Origin of the sequence: Pantoea sp. CFSAN033090, from assembly GCF_001264395.1 — a bacterium.
Lineage (GTDB): Bacteria > Pseudomonadota > Gammaproteobacteria > Enterobacterales > Enterobacteriaceae > Pantoea > Pantoea agglomerans.
Genome location: NZ_LGYX01000009.1, coordinates 37433 through 64430, shown reverse-complemented (window position 1 = coordinate 64430; position 26998 = coordinate 37433). Strand labels below are relative to the sequence as shown.

Annotated in this window: 25 protein-coding genes; 19 read left to right on the top strand and 6 right to left on the bottom strand. The window is 54.4% G+C overall.

Features of this window, described 5'->3' with window-relative positions; genetic code table 11:
• Nucleotides 1–72 precede the first annotated feature (72 nt).
• The 10 genes from accD to hisP all read left to right on the top strand — a co-directional run bounded on the left by accD (nucleotide 73) and on the right by hisP (nucleotide 9512).
• The gene (gene accD / locus AFL22_RS10785) at nucleotides 73–987 is read left to right on the top strand and encodes an acetyl-CoA carboxylase, carboxyltransferase subunit beta (RefSeq protein WP_010257992.1); all 915 of its coding nucleotides are present in this window, start codon (nucleotides 73–75) and stop codon (nucleotides 985–987) included.
• A gap of 94 nt (nucleotides 988–1081) precedes the next feature.
• Nucleotides 1082–2350 carry a bifunctional tetrahydrofolate synthase/dihydrofolate synthase gene (gene folC, locus AFL22_RS10780; protein ID WP_052271384.1) on the top strand — a complete coding sequence of 423 codons (1269 nt, stop codon included), beginning with the start codon at nucleotides 1082–1084 and terminating at the stop codon, nucleotides 2348–2350.
• Nucleotides 2340–3122: a cell division protein DedD gene (dedD, locus tag AFL22_RS10775; protein ID WP_010257997.1), complete on the top strand. Its 783-nt coding sequence runs from the start codon at nucleotides 2340–2342 to the stop codon at nucleotides 3120–3122. The genes folC and dedD overlap by 11 nt, the downstream gene beginning before the upstream one ends.
• A gap of 265 nt (nucleotides 3123–3387) precedes the next feature.
• Nucleotides 3388–3873, top strand: coding sequence for a colicin V production protein (gene cvpA, locus AFL22_RS10770; RefSeq protein WP_003854265.1), 486 nt, complete (start codon nucleotides 3388–3390; stop codon nucleotides 3871–3873).
• 37 nt (nucleotides 3874–3910) lie between these two features.
• The gene (gene purF, locus AFL22_RS10765; protein WP_010258001.1) at nucleotides 3911–5428 is read left to right on the top strand and encodes an amidophosphoribosyltransferase; all 1518 of its coding nucleotides are present in this window, start codon (nucleotides 3911–3913) and stop codon (nucleotides 5426–5428) included.
• A 112-nt stretch (nucleotides 5429–5540) separates the two neighbouring features.
• The gene (locus AFL22_RS10760; protein WP_010258003.1) at nucleotides 5541–6110 is read left to right on the top strand and encodes a UbiX family flavin prenyltransferase; all 570 of its coding nucleotides are present in this window, start codon (nucleotides 5541–5543) and stop codon (nucleotides 6108–6110) included.
• Nucleotides 6111–6369: 259 nt separating this feature from the next.
• On the top strand, nucleotides 6370–7152 hold the full coding sequence (gene argT, locus AFL22_RS10755; RefSeq protein ID WP_010258004.1) for a lysine/arginine/ornithine ABC transporter substrate-binding protein ArgT: 783 nt from the start codon (nucleotides 6370–6372) through the stop codon (nucleotides 7150–7152).
• 179 nt (nucleotides 7153–7331) lie between these two features.
• The gene (locus AFL22_RS10750) at nucleotides 7332–8021 is read left to right on the top strand and encodes a histidine ABC transporter permease HisQ (protein ID WP_010258006.1); all 690 of its coding nucleotides are present in this window, start codon (nucleotides 7332–7334) and stop codon (nucleotides 8019–8021) included.
• Nucleotides 8014–8730 carry an ABC transporter permease gene (locus tag AFL22_RS10745; protein WP_010258010.1) on the top strand — a complete coding sequence of 239 codons (717 nt, stop codon included), beginning with the start codon at nucleotides 8014–8016 and terminating at the stop codon, nucleotides 8728–8730. Before AFL22_RS10750 ends, AFL22_RS10745 begins: the two co-directional genes overlap by 8 nt.
• 8 nt (nucleotides 8731–8738) lie before the next feature.
• On the top strand, nucleotides 8739–9512 hold the full coding sequence (hisP, locus tag AFL22_RS10740) for a histidine ABC transporter ATP-binding protein HisP (protein WP_052271383.1): 774 nt from the start codon (nucleotides 8739–8741) through the stop codon (nucleotides 9510–9512).
• A 135-nt stretch (nucleotides 9513–9647) separates the two neighbouring features.
• Here hisP and AFL22_RS10735 read toward each other — a convergent pair whose 3' ends face one another.
• Nucleotides 9648–10595 (bottom strand): sugar-binding transcriptional regulator, encoded by a 948-nt coding sequence (locus AFL22_RS10735; protein WP_010258017.1) that lies wholly within the window; start codon nucleotides 10593–10595, stop codon nucleotides 9648–9650.
• 196 nt (nucleotides 10596–10791) lie between these two features.
• Between AFL22_RS10735 and dalD the strand changes: the two genes are divergently transcribed.
• The 3 genes from dalD to AFL22_RS10720 are packed head-to-tail and all read left to right on the top strand — an operon-like array spanning nucleotide 10792 to nucleotide 14960.
• Entirely contained in the window at nucleotides 10792–12180 is a 1389-nt protein-coding gene (dalD, locus tag AFL22_RS10730; protein ID WP_052271382.1) for a D-arabinitol 4-dehydrogenase, read from the top strand.
• Nucleotides 12181–12182: 2 nt separating this feature from the next.
• Nucleotides 12183–13652: a xylulokinase gene (gene xylB, locus AFL22_RS10725; protein WP_052271381.1), complete on the top strand. Its 1470-nt coding sequence runs from the start codon at nucleotides 12183–12185 to the stop codon at nucleotides 13650–13652.
• 27 nt (nucleotides 13653–13679) lie between these two features.
• Nucleotides 13680–14960, top strand: coding sequence for an MFS transporter (locus AFL22_RS10720; protein ID WP_010258025.1), 1281 nt, complete (start codon nucleotides 13680–13682; stop codon nucleotides 14958–14960).
• Between the two features lie 33 nt (nucleotides 14961–14993).
• Here the strand turns inward: AFL22_RS10720 and AFL22_RS10715 are convergent, their stop codons facing one another.
• Nucleotides 14994–15890, bottom strand: coding sequence for a TIGR01777 family oxidoreductase (locus AFL22_RS10715; protein ID WP_010258028.1), 897 nt, complete (start codon nucleotides 15888–15890; stop codon nucleotides 14994–14996).
• Nucleotides 15891–16072: 182 nt separating this feature from the next.
• Between AFL22_RS10715 and yfcF the strand changes: the two genes are divergently transcribed.
• Nucleotides 16073–16714 carry a glutathione transferase gene (gene yfcF, locus AFL22_RS10710; protein WP_010258032.1) on the top strand — a complete coding sequence of 214 codons (642 nt, stop codon included), beginning with the start codon at nucleotides 16073–16075 and terminating at the stop codon, nucleotides 16712–16714.
• A gap of 108 nt (nucleotides 16715–16822) precedes the next feature.
• On the top strand, nucleotides 16823–17347 hold the full coding sequence (gene yfcD / locus AFL22_RS10705; protein ID WP_010258035.1) for an NUDIX hydrolase YfcD: 525 nt from the start codon (nucleotides 16823–16825) through the stop codon (nucleotides 17345–17347).
• Between the two features lie 108 nt (nucleotides 17348–17455).
• Here the strand turns inward: yfcD and pta are convergent, their stop codons facing one another.
• Nucleotides 17456–19588, bottom strand: a complete 2133-nt coding sequence (pta, locus tag AFL22_RS10700; RefSeq protein ID WP_031292718.1) for a phosphate acetyltransferase — start codon at nucleotides 19586–19588, stop codon at nucleotides 17456–17458.
• 85 nt (nucleotides 19589–19673) lie between these two features.
• Nucleotides 19674–20876, bottom strand: a complete 1203-nt coding sequence (gene ackA / locus AFL22_RS10695; RefSeq protein ID WP_052271380.1) for an acetate kinase — start codon at nucleotides 20874–20876, stop codon at nucleotides 19674–19676.
• Between the two features lie 337 nt (nucleotides 20877–21213).
• Here ackA and yfbV point away from each other — a divergent pair, with 337 nt between their 5' ends.
• The 3 genes from yfbV to AFL22_RS10680 all read left to right on the top strand — a co-directional run bounded on the left by yfbV (nucleotide 21214) and on the right by AFL22_RS10680 (nucleotide 22979).
• Nucleotides 21214–21666 (top strand): terminus macrodomain insulation protein YfbV, encoded by a 453-nt coding sequence (yfbV, locus tag AFL22_RS10690; protein WP_010258042.1) that lies wholly within the window; start codon nucleotides 21214–21216, stop codon nucleotides 21664–21666.
• A 145-nt stretch (nucleotides 21667–21811) separates the two neighbouring features.
• Nucleotides 21812–22306, top strand: coding sequence for a YfbU family protein (locus AFL22_RS10685; RefSeq protein WP_010671451.1), 495 nt, complete (start codon nucleotides 21812–21814; stop codon nucleotides 22304–22306).
• A 13-nt stretch (nucleotides 22307–22319) separates the two neighbouring features.
• Nucleotides 22320–22979: a sugar phosphatase gene (locus tag AFL22_RS10680; RefSeq protein WP_010258046.1), complete on the top strand. Its 660-nt coding sequence runs from the start codon at nucleotides 22320–22322 to the stop codon at nucleotides 22977–22979.
• Nucleotides 22980–23008: 29 nt separating this feature from the next.
• On the opposite strand, the gene yfbR is transcribed toward AFL22_RS10680, so the two are convergent.
• Together yfbR and AFL22_RS10670 are read right to left on the bottom strand one after the other, a co-directional pair.
• Nucleotides 23009–23608 (bottom strand): 5'-deoxynucleotidase, encoded by a 600-nt coding sequence (yfbR, locus tag AFL22_RS10675; protein ID WP_010258048.1) that lies wholly within the window; start codon nucleotides 23606–23608, stop codon nucleotides 23009–23011.
• A 75-nt stretch (nucleotides 23609–23683) separates the two neighbouring features.
• Nucleotides 23684–24901: a pyridoxal phosphate-dependent aminotransferase gene (locus tag AFL22_RS10670; protein WP_010258051.1), complete on the bottom strand. Its 1218-nt coding sequence runs from the start codon at nucleotides 24899–24901 to the stop codon at nucleotides 23684–23686.
• A gap of 960 nt (nucleotides 24902–25861) precedes the next feature.
• Here AFL22_RS10670 and lrhA point away from each other — a divergent pair.
• Nucleotides 25862–26785 carry a transcriptional regulator LrhA gene (lrhA, locus tag AFL22_RS10665; protein ID WP_010258055.1) on the top strand — a complete coding sequence of 308 codons (924 nt, stop codon included), beginning with the start codon at nucleotides 25862–25864 and terminating at the stop codon, nucleotides 26783–26785.
• Nucleotides 26786–26998: the final 213 nt, after the last annotated feature.

The window sequence follows — 26998 nt, the reverse complement described above, 5'->3', positions numbered from 1 at the left end:
CCGTCTGCTGAAGCGGTTTTCAGCAGTATCAAGACGACTGGACCAGGTCAGTTTTAAACAGAAAGGTCATCAATGAGCTGGATTGAACGCATTCTTAATAAAAGCACCGGAACGCCTGTGCGCAAAGCCAGTATCCCGGAAGGGGTCTGGACCAAGTGTGACAGCTGTGGTCAGGTGCTCTACCGCGCCGAGCTGGAGCGTAATCTTGAGGTCTGCCCGAAGTGTGACCATCACATGCGGATGCACGCCCGTGAGCGCCTCGGCAGTGTCCTCGATCAGGGCACGATGGTTGAGCTGGGTAGTGAACTTGAACCTAAAGATCTGCTCAAGTTCCGTGACTCCAAAAAGTACAAAGATCGTCTGATCGCGGCCCAGAAAGACACCGGTGAGAAAGATGCGCTGGTGGTCATGAAAGGTCAGCTGCACGGCATGCCGGTTGTTGCGGCAGCCTTTGAATTTGCCTTTATGGGCGGTTCAATGGGCTCTGTGGTCGGTGCGCGTTTTGTACGTGCGGTTGAGCAGGCGTTAGAAGATAACTGCCCGCTGATCTGCTTCTCCGCCAGTGGCGGGGCGCGTATGCAGGAAGCGCTGCAGTCGCTGATGCAGATGGCGAAAACCAGTGCGGCACTGGCAAAAATGCGTGAGCGCGGTCTGCCTTATATTTCCGTGCTGACTGACCCGACTATGGGTGGTGTTTCGGCCAGTTTTGCCATGCTGGGCGACCTCAATATCGCGGAACCTAAAGCACTGATCGGCTTTGCCGGCCCACGCGTTATTGAGCAGACCGTGCGTGAAAAACTGCCGCCGGGCTTCCAGCGCAGTGAGTTCCTGATTGAAAAGGGCGCGATTGATATGATCATTCGCCGTCCGGAAATGCGCTACAAACTGGCAAGCCTGCTGGCAAAAATGATGAACCTGCCGGCACCGCTGCATGATGGTGAACAGTCCGCTCCGGCGACGACTGAATCGGAAAGCAACGAGGCCTGACAGGAGATAGAGAGGTGCGTCCAAAGCACCTCTTACCAATGCACCGTATACCGCAGCAGCAGCCTGCCTGGTATAAATAAGCAAAACGGGACATATGGACAATCTTCACCTTCCCCAAGCCACGTCGCCTTTGGCCACGTGGCTTTATTATCTTGAGCACCTGCATACTCAGGCCATTGAACTGGGTCTGGACCGTATTCGTCAGGTAGCGCTTCGTCTCGACCTGCTGAAACCCGCTCCTTTTGTCTTTACCGTGGCCGGTACTAATGGCAAAGGCACCACCTGTCGCACCCTGGAAACGCTGCTGATCGCCGCGGGTTACCGCGTTGGCGTGTACAGCTCACCGCATCTGGTGCGCTATACCGAGCGCGTTCGGGTTCAGGGAGAGGAGCTGAGTGAAGCGCAGCACTGCGCCAGTTTTGCGGAGATTGAAGCCGGACGTGCAGATATTTCGCTGACCTATTTTGAATTTGGCACGCTCTCTGCGTTGAATCTGTTCCGCCAGGCGCAGCTGGATGTCGTGATCCTCGAAGTCGGCCTCGGCGGACGGCTGGATGCGACAAACATCGTGGATGCCGATGTCGCGGTGGTCACCAGCATTGCACTCGATCACACCGACTGGCTTGGCCCGGATCGCGAAAGCATCGGGCGTGAAAAAGCCGGTGTGTTCCGGGCGGGGAAACCTGCGGTAGTGGGTGAACCGGATATGCCGCAGAGTATTGCCGTGGTCGCACAGGAAAAAGGTGCGCAGCTGTTGCAGCGCAACCGTGACTGGTCGTGGCATGCGCAGGCAGAAAGCTGGTCACTGTGTGATGCGACGGGTGAGCTGAACGATCTGCCGCTGCCGCAGGTGCCGCTGCCTAACGCGGCGACCGCACTGGTGGCGCTGCGGGTCTCCGGGCTTGAGGTCAGTGAGGCGCAGATTCGCGCCAGCCTGCCGCTGGCGATGCTGCCAGGCCGTTTTCAGACCCTCAGCGAATCACCGCGCGTTATTCTGGATGTCGCCCATAACCCGCATGCGGCAGCGTATCTGGCGTCGCAGCTGGCGTCACTGCCGAAACGCGGCAAAGTGCATGCCGTGGTGGGTATGCTGCATGATAAAGATATCGCCGGTACGCTGGCGGCGCTGGCACCGGTGGTCGATACCTGGTACTGCGCGCCCCTCGAGGGCCCGCGTGGCGCCAGTGCTGAGCAACTGCTGAACAACCTGTCGCAGGGCGAGGCTTTTAGTTCGGTTGAGCTGGCCTGGCAGCAGGCACGCCAGCGGGCAGCGCCGCAGGACATTGTGCTGGTCTGTGGTTCATTCCACACCGTTGCACAGGTCATGGAATCGATTGAAACGGAGAAAGGACGTGGCAAGTAAGTTTCAGAACCGTTTAGTCGGCACCGTTATTCTGGTCGCCGTTGGCGTGATTGTGCTGCCAGGGCTGCTGGATGGTCAGAAAAAGCATTACAAAGAGGAGTTCGCCGCCATTCCGCTGGTGCCGAAACCTGACGATCAGCAGGACAGCGAAATGGTGCCGCCGGTAACCCAGTCGCTGCCGGCACAGCCGCCGGAAGGCGCGGGCAATGCGGTCAGCAGCAGCAATGGCAACGGTAAAACCAACGCTACGGCAGAGCAGGGTCGGACTCAACCGGAAGACGAGAGCGATCCGGTAGTGGTCTCGCCGCCGCCGGTCCATCAGTCTGTGCCCGCACAGACGGTGACGAAGCCGAAGGTCGTTGAGCAGCAGAAACCGAAAGTAACAGAGCAGCCTAAGCAGAAGCCGGTCGAACAGCAGAAGCCAAAAGTCGTGGAGCAGCCTAAACCTAAACCGGTTGAACAGCCTAAAGTGGTCGAACAGCCGAAGCAGGAAGAGCCGCCGAAAACGGCAGAGACGACAGCGCCGGCAGGGCAGGCTTATGTGGTGCAGTTAGGTGCGCTGAAAAACGCCAGCAAAGTGAATGAGATTGTCGCGCAGCTGCGGCTGTCGGGCTATCGCGCCTTTACCGTTCCTTCAACGCCGGTACAGGGTCAGATCACCCGCATTTACGTTGGGCCTGATGCGTCGAAAGCCAAAATGCAGAGTGCGGTTGGCGAGCTGAAAAGTATCTCAGGACTGGGCGGTGTCGTGAAACCCTACAGCGCCCGCTAAAACGGGCGATTGGCGCTGCCGATAGCAGTAACAGGCAGCGTCTTTTACCCCTCAGGCAGCGCGTTTAATGCGCGCTGCCGCGAAAAAAATTGACGATTTTCAACGGCCTGTCCGGCTGAGAATCACCCGGGCGATAGCGTTTTTTTTCATCGCCTTTTTTATGGATGCAGAAAAAGAAAACCGCTACGCAAACGTTTTCTTTTTCTGTTAGAATGCGCCCCGAACTGGATGCAGGGGTGCAATTGCACTGGCGCTGGAAGAGTTCATGATCTGGATTGATTACGTCATTATTGCGGTAGTTGGTTTTTCGGCTCTGGTCAGCCTGGTCCGTGGGTTTGTCCGTGAAGCCTTATCTCTTGTTACCTGGGGATGCGCGTTTTTTGTCGCCAGTCATTACTACGCCTACCTTGCAGTCTGGTTTACAGGTTTTGACGACGAACTGGTTCGTAACGGTATCGCCATCGGTGTGCTGTTTGTGGCGACCCTAATTGTGGGGGCCATTGTGAACTACGTTATCGGCACGCTGGTGGAAAAAACCGGCCTGTCGGGAACCGACCGGGTGTTGGGCGTCTGTTTCGGGGCATTGCGTGGTGTGCTGATCGTAGCCGCTTTGCTGTTCTTCCTCGATACATTCACTGGCTTTTCCAAAAGTCCGGACTGGCAACAGTCTCAACTCATTCCCGAGTTCAGTTATATAATCAGGTGGTTTTTTGATTACCTGAAAAGCACGTCGAGTTTTTTACCCCGGTGATGTGACCGGGAGTGCGGCTTAATGAGGAAATGACAACATGTGCGGTATTGTCGGTATCACCGGTTTCATGCCGGTCAACCAGTCGATCTATGACGCGTTAACGGTGCTCCAGCACCGCGGGCAGGATGCCGCAGGCATTTGTACTATCGATGCGCTGAAATGTTTTCGCCTGCGAAAGGCAAACGGCCTGGTCAGCGACGTTTTCGAAGCACGCCACATGCAGCGTCTGCAGGGCAATATGGGGATCGGTCACGCGCGTTATCCAACCGCGGGAAGCTCCAGTGCCTCTGAAGCGCAGCCATTCTATGTAAACTCCCCGTATGGCATCACCCTGGCGCACAACGGTAACCTGACCAACGCCCACGTGCTGCGTAAGCACCTGTTTGAAAAGGGCCGCCGTCACGTTAATACCACCTCAGATTCTGAAATCCTGCTGAACATCTTTGCGCAGGAGTTAGATCGTTTTCAAAACGATCCGCTGACAGCCGACAACATCTTTGCTGCGGTTGCTGCCGTGCATCAGCAGGTGCGCGGAGCCTATGCGGTGGTGTCGATGATTATCGGCCACGGCATGGTGGCCTTCCGTGATCCTAACGGTATCCGTCCGCTGGTGCTGGGCAAGCGCGTTATCGCTGATGGCCGCACCGAATATATGGTCGCCTCCGAGAGCGTGGCGCTGGATACGCTGGGCTTTGAGTTCATCCGTGACGTTGCACCGGGTGAAGCGGTTTATGTGACTGAGGCGGGCCAGCTGTCTACCCGCCAGTGCGCTGAAAATCCGAAAAGCAATCCGTGCCTGTTCGAGTATGTCTATTTTGCGCGTCCCGACTCCTTCCTCGACAAAATCTCGGTCTACAGCGCCCGTGTCCGTATGGGCACCAAGCTGGGTGAGAAAATTGCGCGCGAGTGGGAAGATCTCGATATCGACGTCGTGATTCCGATTCCTGAAACCTCCACCGATATCGCGCTGGAAATTGCACGTATTCTCGACAAACCCTATCGCCAGGGCTTCGTGAAGAACCGGTACGTTGGCCGTACTTTTATCATGCCGGGCCAGCAGTTACGCCGCAGCGCGGTGCGCCGCAAGCTCAACGCTAACCGCGCCGAATTCCGTGATAAAAATGTGCTGCTGGTGGATGACTCTATTGTTCGCGGTACCACCTCAGAGCAGATCATTGAGATGGCGCGTGAAGCGGGCGCAAAACGGGTTTATCTGGCGTCAGCGGCGCCGGAAATTCGTTTCCCGAACGTCTACGGTATCGATATGCCCAGCGCCACGGAACTGATTGCGCATGGCCGTGAAGTGGAAGAGATTCGCCAGCTGATTAAAGCCGATGCGCTGATCTTCCAGGATCTGGACGATCTGATCGAAGCGGTTCGCGAAGAGAATCCGGACATTGCACAATTTGAGTGCTCGGTGTTCAACGGCATTTACGTGACGAAAGATGTCGATCAGCAATATCTGGAGTATCTCGAGTCGCTGCGTAATGATGATGCCAAAGCGCTTCAGCGGCAGAACGAAGTCGAAAACCTCGAGCTGCACAACGAAGGCTGATACCTTCAGCAGGCGGGCAGCATAAAACAGGGCGGGAGCAATCCCGCCCTGTTTGTTTTCAGAAACCCGCAGGCCGCGTATGATGGCCCATTGGCTGACATAAGGTTGGAATATGAAACGACTCATCATTGGCATCTCTGGCGCAAGCGGGGTGATCTATGGCGTGCGCATGCTGCAGGTGTTGCAGCAGGTGGAAGAAGTAGAAACGCATCTGGTCATGAGTCAGGCGGCGCGTCAGACGCTGGGACTGGAGAGCGATTATTCGCTGCGTGACGTGCAGGCGCTGGCCGATGTGGTGCATGACGTGCGCGATATTGCAGCAAACATCTCATCTGGATCATTTAAAACGCTGGGCATGGCGATTTTACCCTGCTCAATGAAAACGCTCTCTGGCATCGTCCACAGTTACAGTGACTCGTTGCTGACCCGTGCGGCTGACGTGGTGTTAAAAGAGCAGCGTAAGCTGGTGCTGTGCGTGCGCGAAACCCCGCTGCATGTTGGGCATCTGCGAATGATGACCACCGCCGCAGAGCTGGGCGCCATTATCATGCCACCCGTGCCGGCATTTTATCATCGGCCTGAAACGATCGATCAGCTGATCGATCAGACCGTTAACCGGGTTATCGACCAGTTTGATATCGAATTATCGGAAGATCTCTTCACGCGCTGGCAGGGTGCATAAAGTTCCGCTGGCGCACTTATTTAGTGCATAAGCGCGCCTCGGATCACTCTTCGTGCATTTGACGCACCAAAAGTTAACAACGTCGCTTTTTCTCTTTTACTTCACTGCTATATTCCCCTCACAAACACAGCGTTTTCGCCTGTCTGACATCACGCTAACAGCGTGGTTAACTTGCAGAACTGGCATGAAACATGCAAATTACTTTGCGCAAACACATCACGAACCACATAACAAAAAGCACTTCACTTGAGGGTAATCTATGAAAAAGCGTGTTCTGGCTCTTTCCCTGATGCTGGGCTTATCCAGTGCTGCCAGCGTTTTCGCGGCGGTTCCGGGTTCAATCCGTATCGGCACAGATCCAACTTACCCACCGTTTGAGTCTAAAAACGCGCAAGGCAAGTTAGTGGGCTTCGATATCGACCTCGCTAACGAAATCTGTAAACGTATTCATACCCAATGTACCTATGTTGAGAGCGACTTTGATGCGCTGATCCCTTCGCTGAAAGCGAAGAAAATTGATGCCATCATCTCCTCACTTTCCATCACAGCGAAACGTCAGGAAGAGATCGCCTTCTCGGAAAAACTCTACGCCGCGAACGCGCGTTTAGTCGCGCCGAAGGGATCGAAAATTGAGCCGACCATTGAGTCCCTGAAAGGCAAAAACATCGGTCTGCTGCAGGGCACCACCCAGGAAACTTACGCCAATCAGAACTGGCGGCCAAAAGGGGTGAACGTCACGCCTTATGCAAACCAGGATCTGGTCTATCAGGATCTGAATGCCGGTCGTATTGATGCTGCCTTCCAGGATGAAGTGCAGGCCAGCGAAGGGTTCCTGAAGCAGCCGGTCGGTAAAAATTACGCCTTCGCCGGTCCGGCCGTGAAAGATGACAAGATTTTTGGCGTCGGTACCGGCATGGGACTGCGTAAAGATGACAGCGAACTGAAAGCCGCCATCGACAAAGCCTTTGCTGACATGCGTAAAGATGGCACCTACGACAAGATTGCGAAGAAATACTTCGATTTCAACGTGTACGGCGACTAACCATCCTGTCGCTTTACCCTCTGTGTCCGTTTTGCCGGGTCTGAGCCGGTTCTGCCAGGTGCAGAATCGGGTTCTTTTCCGCTAATGGCGGATGGCATCTGCAACAGAGAGGTAAAGCTAAACTGCCCGTCTCGCTTGCGGGCAGCGTTTCGTTTTCACCCCACGACAGGACCCTCTCGATGCTGTATGGCTATTCTGATGTAATTCTTCGGGGCACGCTGGTGACGCTGGAACTGGCGCTCACTTCCGTCGTGCTGGCAGTGCTGCTGGGCCTGATTGGCGCAGGCGCGAAACTGTCGCGCAGCCGGCCACTGGCGATGATTTTTGAAGGCTACACCACGCTGATTCGTGGCGTGCCAGACCTTGTACTGATGCTGCTGATCTTCTACGGTCTGCAGATTGTCCTCAACCAGATAACCGATGCGCTGGGCATGGCGCAGTTTGATATCGACCCGATGGTCGCCGGTATCATCACGCTCGGCTTTATCTATGGTGCCTACTTCACCGAAACGTTCCGCGGCGCCTTTATGGCCGTGCCTCAGGGGCAGATTGAAGCAGCAACCGCGTTTGGCTTTACCGGCGCGCAGGTGTTCCGCCGCATTCTGTTTCCGGCCATGATGCGCTACGCGCTGCCAGGCATCGGCAACAACTGGCAGGTGATTCTGAAAGCCACTGCGCTGGTCTCGCTGCTGGGGCTGGAAGATGTGGTGAAGGCGACGCAGCTGGCAGGAAAAAGTACCTGGCAGCCGTTCTACTTCGCCATTGTGGCCGGTGTGATTTATCTGGTATTTACCACGCTGTCAAACGGTGTGCTGTGGTGGCTCAACCGGCGCTATACGGTAGGTGTAAAGAGGGCGAGTTATGATTGATATTATTCAGGAATACTGGAAATCGCTGCTCTGGACTGACGGTTATCGTTTTACCGGTGTAGCTATCACCCTGTGGCTGCTGATCCTCTCGGTCACCATTGGCGGATGTCTGGCAATCCTGCTGGCGATAGCGCGGGTTTCCCCTAACCGGTTTATCAGCTTTCCGGTCTGGCTCTTCACCTACGTCTTTCGCGGCACGCCGCTCTATGTGCAGCTGCTGGTGTTCTACTCCGGCATGTACACGCTGGAGATTGTGAAAGGCACTGAATTGCTGAATGCCTTTTTCCGCAGTGGTCTGAACTGTACGCTGCTCGCCTTCACCCTCAATACCTGCGCATACACCACGGAAATTTTTGCTGGTGCGATTCGCTCGGTGCCACACGGTGAAATTGAGGCGGCACGGGCATACGGCTTCTCCACCTTTAAACTCTATCGCTGCATTATCCTGCCATCGGCGCTGCGTACGGCACTGCCGGCCTACAGCAACGAAGTGATTCTGATGCTGCACTCCACGGCGCTGGCCTTCACCGCCACCGTGCCGGATCTGCTGAAAATCGCGCGGGATATTAACTCGGCGACCTATCAGCCGTTTACCGCCTTTGGTCTGGCGGCTGTGTTGTACCTGATTATCTCTTACGTGTTGATCAGCCTGTTCCGCCTGGCGGAACGTCGCTGGCTGGCCCACGTGAAACCCTCTTCATCGCATTGAGTAGAACTATGGCTGACAATAAATTAAGCGTCACCGAATTGTATAAGCGTTACGGTGAACATGAAGTGCTGAAAGGGGTCTCGTTAACTGCTAAAGCGGGCGATGTGATCAGTATCATTGGATCGTCCGGCTCAGGGAAAAGTACCTTTTTACGCTGCATCAACTTCCTCGAAAAACCGAGTGAAGGCAGCATCATGGTGAATAACCAACAAATCACCTTAGTCCGTGACAAAGATGGTCAGCTCAAAGTGGCTGACAAAGAGCAACTGCGCGCGTTACGTACCAGCCTGACCATGGTGTTCCAGCACTTTAATCTGTGGAGTCACATGACCGTGCTGGAAAACGTGATGGAAGCGCCGATTCAGGTGCTGGGGTTGAGTAAAGCGGCGGCGCGTGAGCGTGCCATCAAATACCTCGATAAAGTCGGAATTGATGCGCGGGCACAGGCAAAATATCCGGTTCACCTCTCCGGCGGTCAGCAGCAGCGTGTGTCGATTGCGCGCGCGCTGGCGATGGAGCCAGAGGTGTTGCTGTTTGACGAACCCACTTCGGCGCTTGATCCGGAGCTGGTCGGGGAAGTACTGCGCATCATGCAGAAGCTGGCTGAGGAGGGCAAAACCATGGTGGTCGTGACCCACGAGATGGAGTTTGCCCGTCACGTCTCCAGCCATGTCATTTTCCTGCATCAGGGTAAAATCGAAGAGCAGGGACCGCCTGCGGAACTGTTCGGCAGCCCGAAAAGCCCGCGTTTACAGCAGTTCCTCAAGGGATCGCTGAAGTAACGGTTAGATGTTAGTTAAGGCGAGGGAATCAGGGCACCGGCGTAACGTGCCCTGCGCAGAATAAGTGCGAGCCGCGTTTGAGATTTTGCGTCATCTCTGCGTTCTGCCCTCGCACTCTGCATCCATGCTGAGATATCACTTTTGCAGTAGCTTCAGCGCCGTATCCTCATCGGTCACCAGTCCCGATACCCAGCCGCCCTGTAATGCGGCACGGATTGCTGGATACTTGCGCTCGCTACCCGCAAAGCCAATAATTTTACGCTGAGTCCGGCTTTCCAGTCGCACGCTGGTCAGTAGCTCATCCGTTTCGCCCCATACCCGCTCACCCTGCTGATTGAAAAAGTGACCGAGCATTTCGCCCACCACGCCGCGCCCATTTAGCGCCTCGACCTGCGCATCTGTGATGAATCCCTCGGCATTCAAAGGACAGCCCGGCATCACTTCGCCAATACCCACAAAAGCCACGTCCGCCTGTAATGCGCGATCAATGACGCGCTGGTAAACCTTATGCTGAACCCACATCGCTTTATCCTCTGGGGTGTCGGCGTATAAGGGCGCTGGGATAAAGAAATACTTACCTTGCATCTTTTCGGCCATCTTCAACGGTACGTCATAGCGAGTACCGGAATCATCCCGCGCGATGGCACCAATCATGGAAACGCAATGATGCTGCGGGCGATCAACCCAGGGTAGCGCATCAATCATTGAGCGCAGGGTTTTACCGGAACCAATACCGAACACCTGAGGCGTTTCCTCATTGATGAATTGTGTCATCACCGCCGCGCCTTCAACTGCCAGCATTTGTTGAATAGCCTCATCATTCAGACTGGCAGATGGCACAACGCGGCACAAATCCAGACCAAACTTCGCCTGTACCTCACGCGCCAGCTGCAGACAGTGTGTGACGGGATGATCAATTTTTACGTTCACCATGCCCATTTCACGTGCACTGGATACCAGCCGCTGCGCTACCTGTCGTGACAATCCCAATGCCTGCGCAATCTCCTGCTGTGTCACGCCTGCGACGTAATACATCCATGCAGCACGTGCGGCCAGCTCCTGCTTTTTTTCTTCTCTGCTCATCACGATGTTCCGTCGAATTTGAGGGGACATCTTAACGCCGTGCGGATCGAAAAGCACTAACTGAGCAAAAGCCCAGGATGGGAGCAAAAGTATTATTTGTGACTCGGCTCGCAGAAGGCTCTTCGTAATAGGCACTATGCTACAGGTCATCGGGCAAATGCCCTTAGGTGTGGCAAATGTTTAAATTGAGGCGATTATGAACAACCAATCAGTGTGGATGCACATCGGCGCGGGATCTTTTCATCGGGCACATCAGGCGTGGTATCTGCATAAACTGCGTGAGCAGGGTGATGAAAGCTGGAGCATCGCGCTCGGCAATATCCGTAATGACGCAGTGCCGCTGCTCAATCAGCTCGCGGCGCAGCAGGGAGAATATGTGCTGGAAACCGTGACGCCTGCAGGTAAGCGCGACTACGAAACCATCACTTCGCTGCGCAAAATTTTGCCCTGGGACAGTCATATCAGTGCGTTGATCGAGCAGGGGGCCAGTGCGGAAACGCGTGTGATTAGCTTTACCGTGACCGAAGCGGGTTACTACCTGACGCCCGCGTTTACCCTGGATCTCAATCAGGCAGATGTGAAGGCCGATCTGGGTGGCGATATCCGCACCCTTTACGGTGCACTCAGCCATATTCTGACACAGCGTGTTGCGCAAGGCGGTCCGCCGGTTACGCTGCTGAACTGCGACAATCTGCGGCACAATGGTGAGCGTTTCCGTGACGCCTTCCTGGCGTTTCTTACGGCCAAAGGCGATACCGCGCTGGCCGACTGGGTGCGCACGCAAACCCGTTCACCGAATACCATGGTTGATCGCATTACACCCCGTCCTACTCCGGAGGTGGCAGAACGCGTGCAGGCGGCGACCGGCAAACAGGATGGCGCAGCAGTAATGGCCGAATCTTTTATTCAGTGGGTCATTGAGGATGATTTTATTGCCGGGCGCCCGGCGCTGGAAAAGGTCGGTGTTGAACTGGTGGAATCGGTACTGCCGTGGGAAGAGGCGAAAATTCGCATCCTCAATGCGACACATGCTGCGATTGCCTGGGCGGGCACACTGATTGGTCTGAACTATATCGATGAGAGCACCAGCCATCCGGCGATTTATCAACTGGCTCACGACTATGTGACCCAGGATGTCATTCCTTCTCTGTCTCCCAGCCCGCTTGATTTAGCGGATTATCGTGACATGGTGCTGGCCCGCTTCAGTAATCCTTACATTAAAGATACCAATCAGCGCGTCGGTGCCGATGGTTTATCCAAAATTCCCGGCATGGTGACGCCAACCCTGCAACAGTGCTACCAGCGCGGTGCGCAGCCCACCGCAACGGCGGTGATTCCGGCACTGTTCTTCCTGTTTATGCAGCGATGGGCCGATGACAATTTACCCTATTGCTATCAGGACGGTGCGCTACAGGTCGATACGCTGCGTAAGCAGTTCGCCAGCGCCGATCCGCTCCATGCGTACCTGAGTGATAGCGCGCTGTTTGCGGAACTGGCATCTGATAAGGCGTTTCATGAGTTAGTCACCCGCCGTGTTGCGAGTTTGCAGCAGTGGCTGAAACAGCCTGAACTGGCGGCGGTGTAATTATGTATCTCGGCATTGATATTGGTACCTCAGAGCTTAAAGCGCTGATCATTAATACGCACGGTGAGATTGTGGCGGCTCAGCACGCCACGCTGAGCGTGCAGCGTCCCCATCCCCACTGGGCTGAACAGGATCCTGAATGCTGGTGGCAAGCCTGCAGCGAGGTTCTGGCGGGATTACGTCATCAGTTTCCTCTGGCATGGGCCGCGATTCGCGCTATTGGATTATCGGGACAGATGCACGGGGCCGTGTTGCTGGATGCCGGGGGGAAGGTGCTGCGTCCGTGTATCCTCTGGAACGACACGCGCAGTGCACCGCAGTGTGAAAGGCTACGGAAGAGCAATCCCCGGATAATGGAAATTAGCGGCAATATGATTATGCCCGGCTTCACTTTGCCGAAACTGCACTGGGTCGCGGAAAATGAGCCAGAAATTTTCAGCCGCATCGATAAGGTCCTGCTGCCGAAAGATTACCTGCGCTGGCGTCTTACCGGGCGCTTTGTCAGTGAGCCTTCGGATGCTGCCGGAACGCTGTGGCTCGATGTCTCCCGGCGTGACTGGTCGGAAGAACTGCTGGCCATCACCGGACTGAAGCGTGCCCAAATGCCTGAACTGGTAGAAGGCAGTGCCATAAGTGGACGCCTGCAGCCGACGCTGGCGAGCGAGTGGGGTTTATCTACTGCGGTTACTGTCGCGGGTGGCGGCGGTGACAATGCCGCATCGGCAGTCGGTGTGGGGGCGGTGAATCCCGGTGATGCGTTTATCTCATTGGGTACCTCCGGTGTGATTTTTGTCGTAAACGACCGCTTACGGGCTGACCCTCACTGCGGGGTGCACGCCTTTTGCCATGCGTTACCGGGCCGCTGGCACCAGATGAGTGTGATGCTTAGCGCCGCCAGTTGTCTGCGCTGGTTGTGCAATCTGCTGTCGGTCAGTGAAAGCCAGCTGATGGAGGAGATGGTCCAGCTCAGTGATGAGCAAGTGCGTAGCGCCCCGGTTTTCCTGCCCTATCTGTCTGGTGAACGCACACCACATAACGATCCTGACGCATCCGGTTCTTTCTTCAATCTGCGCCATGAAACCCCGCGCGCCTTGCTGGGCTATGCGGTGGTTGAAGGCGTGGCATTTGGGCTGGCTGATGGGTTGAGTGTGCTCGGCGATGCCAGGCATCACATTCAGCAGTGCAGCCTGACCGGTGGTGGCGCACGTAGCACATTGTGGGCTCAATTGATTGCCGATGTGCTGCAACTGCCCATTGTTACCCATCCCGCCAGCGCATCTGGCGCGCTGGGTGCGGCACGTTTAGCGTGGCTGGCTGATGGCGGCCTTGAGCATGAGGTGTGTCTGAAGCCGGCTGTGCAGGCGTGCTACCAACCGGACGAGACGCGCGGTGCCGTGCTGCAAAAGCGGCTATGTCTGTTCCGGGAACTCTACGTCCAGCAACAACAGGTGCGCAGTTTGCTGCCTGCATAACGACTAACCAGACAGAAGGTAATTGTGATGCAATCGAACGAATACTGGTTTGGCTTACCGAAAAAGATGTTCTGGGGTTTCCTCGCTATCGCAATCTTTATGGCGGGTGATGGCTTTGAAATGGCGTTTCTGTCGCGCCATATCACCGATATGGGATTTACGCCCGCGCAGTCTGCAGTCGTATTCACCTTCTATGGCTTAGCGGCAGCCCTGGCGGCCTGGGCATCTGGCGTGGTAGCCGAGTTGATCACACCGCAGCGCGCGATGATGATTGGCTTTGTGTTATGGATCGTGATGCATACGCTGTTTATGTCGCTGGGGCTTGGCCTGCGCAACTATCCGCTGATGGTGCTGTTCTACGGCATTCGCGGGCTGGCTTATCCGCTGTTTATCTACTCTTTCATGATGATGCTGGTGCAGGTCTTACCGCGCGAAAAACTGGCGGCGGCGACCGGCTGGTTCTGGGCGATGTATTCTGTCGGCATCGGGGTGATTGGCAGTTATCTGCCAAGTCTCACCATCCCGATGCTGGGGGAAACCGGAACGCTATGGCTGGCTATTATCTGGGTGGCTTGTGGTGGGATCCTCGCATACTTCAGCCTGCGCAAGGTACCGGTGGATCGCTCTCGTGTGAATTTGCCGATGCGTGACAAGATGACAGAGATGGCGCGTGCCGTGACCATCCTGTTCACCAATCAGAATGTGTTTTATGCCTGCCTGATTCGCATCATCAACACGCTGTCGCTGTTTGGTTTCGCCATTATCATGCCACTGCTGTTTGTCGATCGTCTCGGCTTTACCATCTCTGAATGGCTACAAATCTGGGCGGTGTTCTTCTTTGTCACTATATTTACGAATATCTTCTGGGGCCTCACGGGAGAGAAGCTGGGCTGGATCCGTCAGGTGCGCTGGTTTGGTTGCCTGGGGATGGCCATCTCCAGTCTGACCTTTTATTATCTGCCGCTGTATGCGGGTCATAACTTCTGGGTCGCATTAATCCCTGCGGTAATGCTGGGCATTTTTGTCGCCGCGTTTGTACCGATGACCGCTGTATTTCCCACGCTGGAACCGCATCATAAAGGCGCTGCGGTCTCTATTTACAACCTCTCCGCAGGACTCAGTAACTTTGTGGCACCAGCTATCGCCTCAGTCATGCTGCCGTTCTTCGACATTGTCGGTGTGGTATGGGCCTATACCGGGCTATACGTGTTCGCTGGCGTGCTGACCTTTATTATTCGTGTGCCACAACCGGGGCATACGCGTGAAGAGAAGGTAGTGAAGTCGCGTGTAGCAGAGCAGCGTAACTAACGAAACATACGGCGGCCCAGGGCCGCCGTATGTTTATCCTGCGACATCCTGCAGCGCTTCCTGCAAATCGTACCAGCGGAAGCCAAAGCCTGAGGCTTCCAGCCGTTTTGGCAGCACATGCTGTCCTCCCAGCACCAGCACCGACGATTCGCCCATCATCAGTTTAATGGCGCTGGCAGGCGTGCGCATAAAGGCCGGACGATGCATCACCCGGCCCAGCGTGGCGGCAAACTGCTCGTTACGCACCGCGTAGGGAGCGACCATATTGAACGGACCCCGCAGATCGTCATGCTCCAGCAGCCAGATAATGGCGTTTAGCATGTCATCAATGTGAATCCACGGCATGTACTGTTTACCACTGCCAATCGGCCCGCCGATGCCGAGTTTAAAGGGCAGCTTCATTTTGCTGAGTGCGCCGCCCTCAGACGCCAGCACCACGCCGGTTCGCAGCAGGCAGACGCGGGTGCGTTCGCTTTCAGCCGCGAGCGCCAGCTGCTCCCAGCGGGCGCAGAGCTGATGAGTAAACTCATCCTGACCCTGATCCTCTTCAGTCAGTACCAGATCGCCGGTGTTACCATAAAAGCCGGTTGCCGAACCTGAGATCAACACGGACGGTGGTGTGGCGCTGGCGTTGATCAGTGAGACGATCTGCTCGGTTATCTGCCAGCGGCTTTCACACAGCTGCTGTTTATGCGGCTCCGTCCAGCGTTTGTCGGCAATAGGTTCTCCCGCCAGATTAATGACCGCATCGATCGTATCCAGGTTCGACTGTTGCGCCAGCCCTGACCAGAGCGCGACCTCTTCGCCCAGTTTTTCACGTGCGCTGACCACGTCACGCGTCACCACACTGATCTGATGCCCCAGCTGTTGCAGGCGCGGAATCAGGTGACGGCCAATCAGTCCCGTGCCACCGGTAATAAGAATGTGCATGTTGCGGCTCCCTTGATGTTTTTGTTATTTGCATCTTTCAGCATAGAAGAGTCGAGCCACTCTATCGTGAGTCGCGTCGCGCTTTCTTATTCCGGAGGCAGAGATCGGATCAGCTCAGCGTTGCCTTCCCAAATAAAAATCGGTAAACATGATGCAACCCTGACAGCCAATTGAGGTAACCGATGAATTATCCGTCCATCACCCTGTGGTCAGATTCATCATTTTTCAGTCCTTACGCCATGTCGGCCTATGTTGCTCTTACCGAAAAAGGGATCCCTTTCCAGCTGAAGCGCGTCGATTTGTCGCAGAATCAGCAATACGCCGCGGCTTACCGCGAGCTGTCGCTGACCTGCCGGGTCCCGACCCTGCAGATTGATGCGTTCCTGTTAAGCGAATCCTCGGCGATTACCGAATATCTTGAAGAGCGCTTTCCGGCGCCCGAATTTGAGCGCCTCTATCCCCGCGACCGCGAGAAGCGTGCCCGCGCCAGAGAGATCCAGGCCTGGCTGCGCAGTGACTTCCTGTGGATACGTCAGGAGCGTCCCACAGAAGTGCTGTTTGCCGGTGAGCGCTTTGCGCCGCTGACCGCATCAGCGCAGCAGGCGGTGGATAAACTGGTTATGGCCGTCGATCGCCTGCTGCCGGACGGGCAACAGAACCTGTTTGGCGAGTGGTCAATTGCGGATACCGATCTGGCGGTGATGCTTAACCGGCTGGTATTGCATGGCGATCCTTTGCCCGCGCGTCTGCGGGATTATGCTGAGTTTCAGTGGCAGCGAGCCTCAGTACAGCTGTGGTTAGCAGAAAGTGGTAAAAATCGGTAACAGCCAGGGCTTGCTCAGGCTGCCGGAAGTGATTACCTTACGCCACATAAAAATAAAGACGTGGCAAACTGCGTACCCAAGTGTACGCCAAACAGGAAAGGGTTACGGATGGTGGATCAAACTGCGGGTGACGGCATCGAGTGGGTCGATATCGTAAACGAAGAGAATGAAGTTGTTGCTCAGGCAACACGTGCGCAGATGCGCGCTGAGTGCCTGCGTCACCGCGCTACCTATATTGTGGTTCATGACGGTATGGGCAAGATTCTGGTGCAGCGTCGTACTGAGATAAAAGATTTTATGCCGGGCAAACTGGACGCAACCGCAGGCGGCGTGGTGCAGAGCGGTGAAGATATGTTGGAGTCTGCGCGACGTGAAGCGGAAGAGGAGTTAGGGATTGCCGCGGTGCCGTTTGCTGAGCATGGCAAATTCTACTTCGAAGATCAGCACTGTCGCGTCTGGGGCGGACTGTTCAGTTGTGTGTCACACGGGCCATTCGCCATGCAGGAATCGGAAGTCGATGAGATTATCTGGATGACGCCCGATGAGATCACCGCACGTTGTGATGAGTTCACTGACGATTCGCTTAAAGCGCTCTCTCTGTGGATGAGCCGTAACGGCGATAACCGGGCCTGAAAACGGGCGCTTTAACGCGTCTCAGCGATCCGCATTAAAGCCTCCGGCTCTGTTACCGGCGAAAAAAAGGCATGCCCTGGGCATGCCTTTTTCGTTCTTACCTGACACTTAGCCTTGTTCAGCCTGCTGAGACTGAATGGCGGTTAAGGCGATGGTATAGACGATGTCATCAACCAGCGCACCGCGCGACAGGTCGTTAACCGGCTTACGCATACCCTGCAGCATCGGCCCGATTGAGATCAGATCGGCTGAACGCTGTACCGCTTTATACGTGGTGTTACCGGTGTTCAGATCCGGGAAGATAAAGACGGTGGCGCGACCGGCAACCTGTGAATCTGGCGCTTTCGACTTCGCCACATCTTCCATGATCGCGGCGTCATACTGCAGCGGACCATCAATAACCAGATCAGGACGTTTTTCCTGCGCGATACGCGTTGCTTCACGCACTTTTTCAACGTCGCTGCCTGCACCTGACGTGCCGGTAGAGTAGGAGATCATCGCAACACGTGGATCGATTCCAAAGGCTTTAGCAGAGTCGGCTGACTGAATTGCGATCTCAGCCAGCTGCTCAGCGGTGGGATCCGGGTTAATCGCGCAGTCACCGTAAACCAGCACCTGCTCCGGCAGCAGCATAAAGAACACCGATGAAACCAGTGAGCTGTTAGGCGCTGTTTTGATCAGCTGCAGAGGCGGACGAATGGTGTTGGCGGTGGTGTGAACCGCACCTGAAACCAGGCCATCCACTTCGCCACTTTCCAGCATCATGGTGCCCAGCACCACGTTATCTTCCAGTTGTTCCTGGGCGACCACTTCGGTCATCCCTTTGCTCTTACGCAGCTCAACCAGACGCGGCACGTAGTTTTCACGCACCTGTTCCGGATCAACAATCTCAACCCCTTTGCCCAGTTCGACACCCTGAGCCGCAGCAACACGCTGAATCTCATCCGGGTTGCCTAACAGTACGCAGGTGGCGATACCGCGTTCAGCACAGATAGCGGCCGCTTTAACCGTACGCGGCTCGTCACCCTCTGGCAGCACGACGCGTTTGCCCGCTTTACGCGCCAGCTCAGTCAGCTGATAGCGGAAGGCCGGTGGCGACAGGCGACGGCTGCGCTCTGACGTGGCGGTCAGTGACTCAATCCAGTCGGCATTAATGTAGCTGGCAACATATTCCTGCACTTTCTCGATGCGCTGCGTATCATCAGCGGGCACTTCAAGATTAAAGCTCTGCAGGCTCAGAGAGGTCTGCCAGGTATTGGTTTTCACCATGAACACCGGCAGGCCGGTCTGGAAGGCACGGTCACAGAGGCGCGCGATACGATCGTCAATCTCGTAGTTACCGGTCAGCAGGATAGCGCCAATCTCAATGCCGTTCATGGCGGCCAGACAGGCGGCGACCAGTACATCCGGGCGGTCTGCGGAAGTCACCAGCAGTGAGCCTGGACGGAAATGCTCCAGCATGTGCGGGATACTACGGGCGCAGAAGGTGACCGATTTAACCCGGCGGGTCTGAATCTCACCTTCGTTGATGATGCGCGCATCCAGGTGGCGGCACATATCGATTGCGCGGGTGGCGATCAGATCAAAGCTCCACGGCACGCAGCCCAGCACCGGCAGCGGGCTGTCTGAGAACAGCTGCTTAGGATCGATATTGGCGATGCTGGCTTTTGACGAGTCATCAAAAATTTCTGACAGGTCAGGGCGGGTACGCCCCTGATCATCGACCGGCGCGTTGAGTTTATTGATGATCACGCCAGTGATATTTTTATTCTTCTGACCGCCGAAGCTGCTCTGCGTCAGTTCAATGCGCTCTTTCAGCTGTGCCGGAGAGTCATTGCCCAGCGCCATCACGAAGACGATTTCCGCATTCAGGGTTTTCGCGATTTCATAGTTCAGCGCGTTGGCGAACTGATGCTTACGGGTAGGGACCAGACCTTCAACCAGCACCACTTCCGCATTCTGCGTGTTGGCATGGTAACGGGAGATGATCTCTTCCATCAGCACATCCTGCTGGTTCGATCCCAGCAGTGATTCAACACGTGACATCTGCAGCGGTTCAGCGGCAGGAATCGAAGAGTTCTTACGGATAATAGTGGTGGTTTGATCCGGCGTATCGCCGCCGGTACGCGGCTGAGCAATCGGCTTAAAGACGCTAAGTCGAACGCCTTTGCGTTCCATGGCGCGGATAACGCCGAGGCTGACGCTGGTCAGGCCGACGCTGGTGCCGGTCGGAATGAGCATAATTGTACGTGACACGTTTGAACCTCTCAGTAATGGCAGGGTGTCAAAAACAACTCCGTCAGCCTGAGCTGACGGAGAGAAGTGTTTACGCAGTCAGACGCGCGGCGTCCTGGGCGATGACCAGCTCTTCGTTGGTCGGGATCACCAGCGCCGGGCGGGTGCCTTCTTTATTGATGTAACCAGATTTACCGAAACGGGCCGCCAGGTTGCGATCGTGATCGACGTCAAAGCCCAGCAGCGCCAGTTTTTTCAGTGAGAGTTCACGAACCATCGCGGCGTTTTCACCGATGCCGCCAGTAAATACTACGGCATCAAGGCGGCCATCCATCAGCGCGGTGTAGCTGCCGATATATTTCGCCAGGCGATGACAGAAGACATCCATTGCGCGCTTCGCATCTTCTTTGGTGGTGTAGTTTTCTTCTACGTAGCGGCAGTCGCTGGTGACTTCGGTCAGACCTAACAGGCCAGACTCTTTGGTCAGCAGTTTATTGATGGCATCGACGCTCATACCCAGCGTATCGTGCAGGAAGAAGATAATTGCCGGGTCGATGTCGCCACTGCGGGTACCCATCACCAGGCCTTCCAGTGGGGTCAGGCCCATTGAGGTGTCCACACACTCGCCGTTGCGAATGGCAGAGACAGAACCGCCGTTACCGAGGTGGCAGGTAATAATATTCAGTGACTCAAGCGGCTTGTTGAGCATTTTGGCCGCTTCGTGGGTCACATAGAAGTGGCTGGTACCATGCGCGCCATAGCGACGAACGCCATGCTCTTTATACAATTTGTACGGCAGCGCATAGAGATAAGACTCTTCCGGCATTGTCTGATGGAAAGCGGTGTCAAATACCGCGACATTCTTATCTGACAGGTGAGGGAAGTTTTTCATCGCTTCATCAATACCGATCAGATGAGCCGGATTGTGCAGCGGTGCAAAAGAAGAGGCGTCTTTGATGCCCTGTACCACTTCTTCAGTGATGATGACTGACTGAGTCAGCTTCTCGCCGCCATGAACGATACGATGGCCGATTGCAGCAATTTGTGCCGAAAGCTCAGGTTTTTGTGCCAGAATGGTTTTAACGATAAAGTTCAGCGCTTCACTATGCGCTGCGCCAGCACCCAGAGGCGCTTCCTGTTTTTCGCCTTCCAGCTTCCATTTGATGCGGGCTTCAGGAAGGTGGAAACATTCCGCCAGGCCAGACAGGAATTCTTCACCGCTGGCAGGGTTGAGGATGGCAAACTTAAGGGAAGAGCTGCCACAGTTCAGAACCAGAACTAACTTACTCGACATGGAAGTACCTATTTTTTGAGAGTGGCTAAATAAAACGCAATCAGACTAACAGCGTAGCCCATGAAAGCTGGTAGATTAATGACAAACATCATGCGGTAGACAGAATTCTGCATTTCCGCAAAAAATTTCGGCAATCTTACGCGAAAATTTGAAGATTGCCTCGTCTGAACCTGGCTCAGGCCTCTTCCCAAAAGCGCAATCCGCTTCCGGAAAGGGGGTAAAACGGCGTCAGAATAGCCGGAGTCACCTTTAAAGACAAAAATAATTGAAGGATGTCACGTAAAGTTGTGTAGTTATAACTATTTTTTAATTTTTACAGCATTAGTTGAGGTGAGCCATGGCGAATGAATCTGGCAGTACCAATTGGTTTCGGATGTTTCAGCGCGGCCAACACTATATGAAGACCTGGCCGGCTGATAAGCGCCTGGCACCTATGTTCCCGGAAAACCGTGTTTCATCGGCAACGCGTTTTGCTATTCGCTTTATGCCCCCTTTGGCGATTTTTACGCTGACCTGGCAGATCGCGATGGGCGGTCAGTTAGGCCCGGCCGTGGCGACCGCGCTGTTTGCCTGTACCCTGCCGATGCAGGGATTATGGTGGCTGGGAAAGCGTTCTGTGACGCCGCTGCCGCCGACGCTGCTTAACTGGTTTCATGAAGTTCGTGCCCGGCTGGAAGAAGCGGGGCAGGCGACAGCGCCAGTAGAAGGCAAGCCGACCTATCAGGCGCTTGCCGATCTGCTAAAGCGGGCGTTCAAACAACTCGACCGCACTTTCCTCGACGATCTCTGACCCATCCCCGGCTGGCGGTAAAATATTTACCGCTAACCTGCGGCCAAATCAAAGAATGGTGATACGGCGATTTCCGTGTCGCTAACGCTGTGCAATGATTTCTCCATTGTCGATTAACTGAGCGGTCTCTGACCGGGAGTAAATGATGGAAATGACCCATGCACAGCGTTTGATTCTCACTAATCAGTACAAAATGATGGCCATGCTTGAGCCGGAAAATGCGGAGCGTTTTCGTCGTTACCAGACTATCATCGAACGCGGTTATGCGCTGCAGATGCGGGAGCTGGACAAAGAGTTTGGCGAACTCAGCGAAGCGATCTGCCGGACGGTGATCGATATTATGGAAATGCATCACGCTCTCCACGTCTCCTGGTCGAACCTTAAAGAGAAAGGTGAGCTTGAAGAGCGGCGTCTGGCCTTTCTGGGCTTCGATGCGGCAACGGAAGCGCGCCTGCTGGGTTATGTCCGTTTTATGGTCAATACAGAAGGGCGCTATACCCACTTCGATTCCGGCACCCATGGTTTTAATGCGCAGACCCCGATGTGGGAAAAGTATCAACGGATGTTAGCTTTGTGGCAGACTTGTCCGCGCCAGTACCATTTAAGTGCAAACGAAATTGCGCAAGTGATTAATGCCTGATGAGGAGTAGCGCGTGACCTACAGAGGTTTTCTATTTGATTTAGACGGCACGCTGGTGGATTCACTGCCAGCGGTTGAACGAGCCTGGAGCCAGTGGGGTGCCCGTCATGGCATCGCGGCTGATGAGATTCTGGATTTCATTCATGGCAAACAGGCGATCACCTCTCTGCGTCATTTCATGGCAGGCCAGTCGGAAGAGGCTATTCAGGCGGAGTTTGTTGCGCTGGAGCAGGCTGAAGCGGCGGACACCGACGGTGTGCAGGCGCTGCCAGGGGCCAACGCGTTGCTGAACCGGCTGAACGAACTGCAGATTCCCTGGGCGATTGTCACTTCCGGTTCAGTGCCGGTCGCACATGCACGTCATAAAGCCGCAGGCTTACCTAAGCCTGCCGTGTTTATTACCGCTGAACAGGTGGCTAAAGGTAAACCGGAGCCCGATCCCTACCTGCTTGGTGCGGAGAAGCTGGGATTAGCGGCGACATCGTGCGTGGTTGCAGAAGATGCACCTGCCGGAATCTTATCCGGCCTGAATGCTGGCTGTGCGGTGATTGCCATCAATGCGCCGGCGGAGACACCCCGGCTGGATGAGGTAGCGCTTCAGCTCGACTCACTGGCGTCACTGGTGATAACCCGCGAGTCTGACGGCAGCTTTACCTTCCGTCAGCAGGCTTAAGGGCTGGCCCGGCGGCCAGACCGCCGGGCTTAGAGTGGCGTATCCTGCGAGATTTCATCCAGTGACAGGCTGAAGCTCGGAATAAACACCTCAACGAAGTAATCCATCTCCGGTGAACGCCGAAGTGCCAGGGTCTTTTCCAGCCGCGCTTTGGCCAGTAAAAATTCATTGTTCCCGGCAGACAACTCCTCAAGACATTTTACATATGCACAGAGCGCATCCGCCTGTTTCACAACCGCCTGCTCCTCTTCGCTGTGCAGATGCTCATCGATCAGCGGGCGATAGATCGCCTGAAACTCTTCAGGCAGCATCTCAATCAGCTTCTGCTGAGCAATCTTCTCGATTTTCTTATATTCGTGGGCGATCTGCGCGTTGTAATACTTTACCGGAGTCGGTAAATCGCCGGTGAGCACTTCGCTGGCATCGTGGTAAAGCGCCAGCATGGCAATGTGATCGGCATTAAGTGAGCCGTTGAATTTGAGGTTTTTGATCACGGCCAGGGCATGCGCCACCATGGCGACCTGCAGGCTGTGTTCGGAGACATTTTCGGTGCGCACATTGCGCATCAGCGGCCAGCGATTGATCAGCTTAAGACGGGAGAGATGAGCAAAGAAGTGGCTTTGTGTCATGAGCGTTCCTGTTGGCTGGCGGGGGAGAGACAGACTCTGGCTCTCCCCAAATAGCGTCAGTATACGCGGGCCTGATTATTGACGATAGCCTTGCAGGAAGCGGCCAAATTTATTGATCGCCATCTCAAGATCATCCACACGAGGCAGCGTAACAATGCGCAGGTGATCGGGCCATGGCCAGTTAAAGGCACTGCCCTGAACCAGTAGCACCTTCTCCTGTAACAGAAAATCCAGCACCATCTTCTGATCGTCGAAAATGTTGAATTTTTTGGCATCGATTTTCGGGAACATATAAAGCGCGCCCTGTGGCTTCACACAGCTGACGCCTGGGATGTCATTAATCAGCTCCCAGGCGCGCTGCCGCTGCTCGTAGAGACGACCACCCGGCATGATAAATTCGCTAATGCTCTGGTAACCGCCCAGCGCCGTCTGAATCGCATGCTGCGCCGGTACGTTGGCACACAGGCGCATCGAGGCGAGCATCTCCAGCCCTTCTATATAGCCTTTAGCATGTTTCTTCGGCCCGTTCAGTACCATCCAGCCCTGACGGAAACCGGCAACGCGATAGGTTTTAGAAAGGCCATTAAAGGTGACAGTGAGCAGATCGGGTGCCAGCGCTGCGATGCAGTGATGCTGTGCATCGTCATAGAGGATCTTGTCGTAGATCTCGTCGGCAAAAATAATCAGGTTATGCTGACGCGCAATTTCAACCACCTCTAACAGCAGCTCTTTGCTGTAGACCGCGCCAGTGGGGTTATTCGGGTTGATAATCACGATGCCGCGGGTACGAGGCGTTATCTTGCTGCGGATATCATCGAGGTCAGGGAACCAGCCTGCTGATTCGTCACAGAGATAGTGCACTGCTTTACCGCTGGAGAGGGAAACCGCAGCCGTCCATAACGGATAGTCGGGGGCCGGCACCAGCATTTCGTCGCCGCTGTTCAGTAACGCCTGCATCGCCTGCACGATGAGTTCTGAAACACCGTTGCCAATGTAGATATCTTCTACGGTGACATCGCGCATGTCGCGCGCCTGGTAGTGCTGCATGATCGCTTTACGGGCGGAATAGAGACCCTTGGAGTCACAATAGCCCTGAGAGCTGGGAAGGTTACGAATAACATCGACCAGTATCTCATCCGGTGCTTCAAAACCAAACGGCGCCGGATTGCCAATGTTCAGCTTCAGTACTTTGTTACCTTCTTCTTCGAGGCGCTTAGCCTCTTTCAGTACCGGGCCACGGATGTCATAGCAGACGTTATCGAGTTTTCCGGATTTATCAATTTGAAAAGTCATTGTTACCGCCTTAATGGGCAGAATCCTTTTGGCTGCCACAGAAATCCAACCAGCACAATGTACTCTCCTGACAGTCACAAAAGAAGGGTGCCGCCCCGTTTTGGCGGGTTCAACAACTTTTTGCCCGGTGCGCAGCGTAAAAAATATTTGTTGTCGCGTAAACTGGTTAATAAAACCATAAATTGGCATTAATGCAGGATTTTAACTTGTCCAAAGCGCTGCTGAACCGACATATGGCTTTAGCATCATGAACGCTATCTGGAAGTTATTGAAATGGAACTTTTCTTTGCACCTGAAATATACACTTAGAGAAATAGTTAAAGGATATTTTATAAATGTTCAAATTATGGACGATTTTAGAACGTGCCTAAAGATTACGCCTTAACGCTGCTTAAGAGTGGCGCGTTTAAGGCCTTGTGTTCGCCGGAAAAGTGCCAAAAGCAGAGCTTCATATGGCACCTTTATTGCAGGATTGTGAGCCGTACTTAACACTTCCTCACTAAATTTCAGAACGCTGAAGGCTTAAAAAGTGATCAATAATGTGGCATAAGGGTCTGGAAATGCCTTTAGCACAAAATTTACAGCGCTTTTCACAAAATCATTTCCATTTTGAAGTCAAAAATGATTAAGTATAATTTATTATTTAGTGCACTTTGCCGCTTCGCTTTGATAGCCCGTAAAGTGCGCTTTCTATCCCGCATGATTCTTTCTGGTGGGAATAAGACAACTACGCAGCTTCCTGCATTTGCGCACCCAGCGCCATCGGTTCAGAAGTTGTATCTGTCTTGAATAGCACTATGACCCTTCAGAGGAGTCAACAGTGCAGGATCCACATAAACTTTTTTTGTGTCAGTCTTCACACAGGACTGTCATTGAGCACCATTACTGCTTATCACTTTGATAAGCTTGTGATAACACCAGGGTAGTAGTTCGTAAAAATCTTATAAGTGAAGAAAAAACATGACTAATGCAAATCGTCCGATACTGAATCTCGACCTCGATCTGCTGAGAACCTTCGTTGCCGTTGCGGATTTGAATACCTTTGCAGCAGCCGCTGCAGCGGTCTGCAGAACCCAGTCAGCAGTCAGTCAGCAGATGCAGCGTCTGGAACAATTGGTAGGTAAAGAGCTGTTTGCCAGACATGGACGTAATAAGCTTCTGACAGAGCACGGTATCCAGCTTTTAGGCTATGCGAGAAAAATTCTTCGTTTTAACGACGAAGCCTGCACATCTCTGATGTACAGCAACATTCAGGGCGTGCTGACTATAGGCGCCTCTGATGACACCTCTGACACTATTCTGCCGTTCCTGCTAAACCGGGTGACCTCGGTGTATCCGAAACTGGCAATCGATGTGCGGGTTAAACGTAATCCGTTTATGATGGAAATGCTCAATCAGGGTGAAGTGGACCTGGTTGTGACCACTTCCAGCCCGGGCAATTTTACCTATCAGGTACTGCGTACTTCACCTACCTTGTGGTACTGCGCAGCGGATTATATCTTCCAGCGTGGCGAAGCCATTCCACTGGTATTGCTGGATGAGCCAAGTCCTTATCGTGATATGGCTATCGATCATCTCAACGAAGCGGGCATCCCGTGGCGTATCTCTTATGTCGCTTCCACACTGGCTGCTGTTCGCGCTGCGGTGAAAGCGGGACTGGGTGTGACGGCACGTCCGGTCGAGATGATGAGCCCGGAACTGCGTGTTATGGGTGCAGCTGAAGGACTGCCGGTACTGCCGGATACGCAATATCTGCTGTGCCGTAATCCTGACAGCGATAATGAACTGGCGCTGGCTATCTTCAATGCCATGCAGTCCACCAATGATCCTTATAACCTGAGCAATAATCCCGACGGTTCACTGTTGCTGGATGACGAAGAGTAATTTCGCTAACGTGTTGTACTCAATACCTGCGTGATTGCCTTAATAAACGCTTATAAATAAGCCTCTCCTTCCCTGAAAAGAACGAGAGGCTTTTTTGTGCCTGACCCCCGCCCGATGCTCCTTACTGACTCATCTGCCTCTTCTGACCCGACTAAAAAAATTTCACCATCTACTGAATTGAAACATCCAGACCAAAAAACCGAACGCTTTGTT

Excerpts from the sequence above, each read along its gene's own strand:
- lrhA (WP_010258055.1), top strand. The coding sequence starts at position 25,862 with ATGACTAATGCAAATCGTCCGATACTGAATCTCGACCTCGATCTGCTG.
- dalD (WP_052271382.1), top strand. The coding sequence starts at position 10,792 with ATGAACAACCAATCAGTGTGGATGCACATCGGCGCGGGATCTTTTCAT.
- argT (WP_010258004.1), top strand. The coding sequence starts at position 6,370 with ATGAAAAAGCGTGTTCTGGCTCTTTCCCTGATGCTGGGCTTATCCAGT.
- AFL22_RS10760 (WP_010258003.1), top strand. The coding sequence starts at position 5,541 with ATGAAACGACTCATCATTGGCATCTCTGGCGCAAGCGGGGTGATCTAT.
- hisP (WP_052271383.1), top strand. The coding sequence starts at position 8,739 with ATGGCTGACAATAAATTAAGCGTCACCGAATTGTATAAGCGTTACGGT.
- AFL22_RS10745 (WP_010258010.1), top strand. The coding sequence starts at position 8,014 with ATGATTGATATTATTCAGGAATACTGGAAATCGCTGCTCTGGACTGAC.
- yfcD (WP_010258035.1), top strand. The coding sequence starts at position 16,823 with ATGGTGGATCAAACTGCGGGTGACGGCATCGAGTGGGTCGATATCGTA.
- purF (WP_010258001.1), top strand. The coding sequence starts at position 3,911 with ATGTGCGGTATTGTCGGTATCACCGGTTTCATGCCGGTCAACCAGTCG.
- AFL22_RS10735 (WP_010258017.1), bottom strand. The coding sequence starts at position 10,595 with ATGAGCAGAGAAGAAAAAAAGCAGGAGCTGGCCGCACGTGCTGCATGG.
- AFL22_RS10715 (WP_010258028.1), bottom strand. The coding sequence starts at position 15,890 with ATGCACATTCTTATTACCGGTGGCACGGGACTGATTGGCCGTCACCTG.
- AFL22_RS10750 (WP_010258006.1), top strand. The coding sequence starts at position 7,332 with ATGCTGTATGGCTATTCTGATGTAATTCTTCGGGGCACGCTGGTGACG.
- AFL22_RS10720 (WP_010258025.1), top strand. The coding sequence starts at position 13,680 with ATGCAATCGAACGAATACTGGTTTGGCTTACCGAAAAAGATGTTCTGG.
- pta (WP_031292718.1), bottom strand. The coding sequence starts at position 19,588 with ATGCTCATTCCGACCGGCACCAGCGTCGGCCTGACCAGCGTCAGCCTC.
- AFL22_RS10670 (WP_010258051.1), bottom strand. The coding sequence starts at position 24,901 with ATGACTTTTCAAATTGATAAATCCGGAAAACTCGATAACGTCTGCTAT.
- cvpA (WP_003854265.1), top strand. The coding sequence starts at position 3,388 with ATGATCTGGATTGATTACGTCATTATTGCGGTAGTTGGTTTTTCGGCT.
- yfbR (WP_010258048.1), bottom strand. The coding sequence starts at position 23,608 with ATGACACAAAGCCACTTCTTTGCTCATCTCTCCCGTCTTAAGCTGATC.
- AFL22_RS10685 (WP_010671451.1), top strand. The coding sequence starts at position 21,812 with ATGGAAATGACCCATGCACAGCGTTTGATTCTCACTAATCAGTACAAA.
- yfcF (WP_010258032.1), top strand. The coding sequence starts at position 16,073 with ATGAATTATCCGTCCATCACCCTGTGGTCAGATTCATCATTTTTCAGT.
- yfbV (WP_010258042.1), top strand. The coding sequence starts at position 21,214 with ATGGCGAATGAATCTGGCAGTACCAATTGGTTTCGGATGTTTCAGCGC.
- accD (WP_010257992.1), top strand. The coding sequence starts at position 73 with ATGAGCTGGATTGAACGCATTCTTAATAAAAGCACCGGAACGCCTGTG.
- folC (WP_052271384.1), top strand. The coding sequence starts at position 1,082 with ATGGACAATCTTCACCTTCCCCAAGCCACGTCGCCTTTGGCCACGTGG.
- ackA (WP_052271380.1), bottom strand. The coding sequence starts at position 20,876 with ATGTCGAGTAAGTTAGTTCTGGTTCTGAACTGTGGCAGCTCTTCCCTT.
- xylB (WP_052271381.1), top strand. The coding sequence starts at position 12,183 with ATGTATCTCGGCATTGATATTGGTACCTCAGAGCTTAAAGCGCTGATC.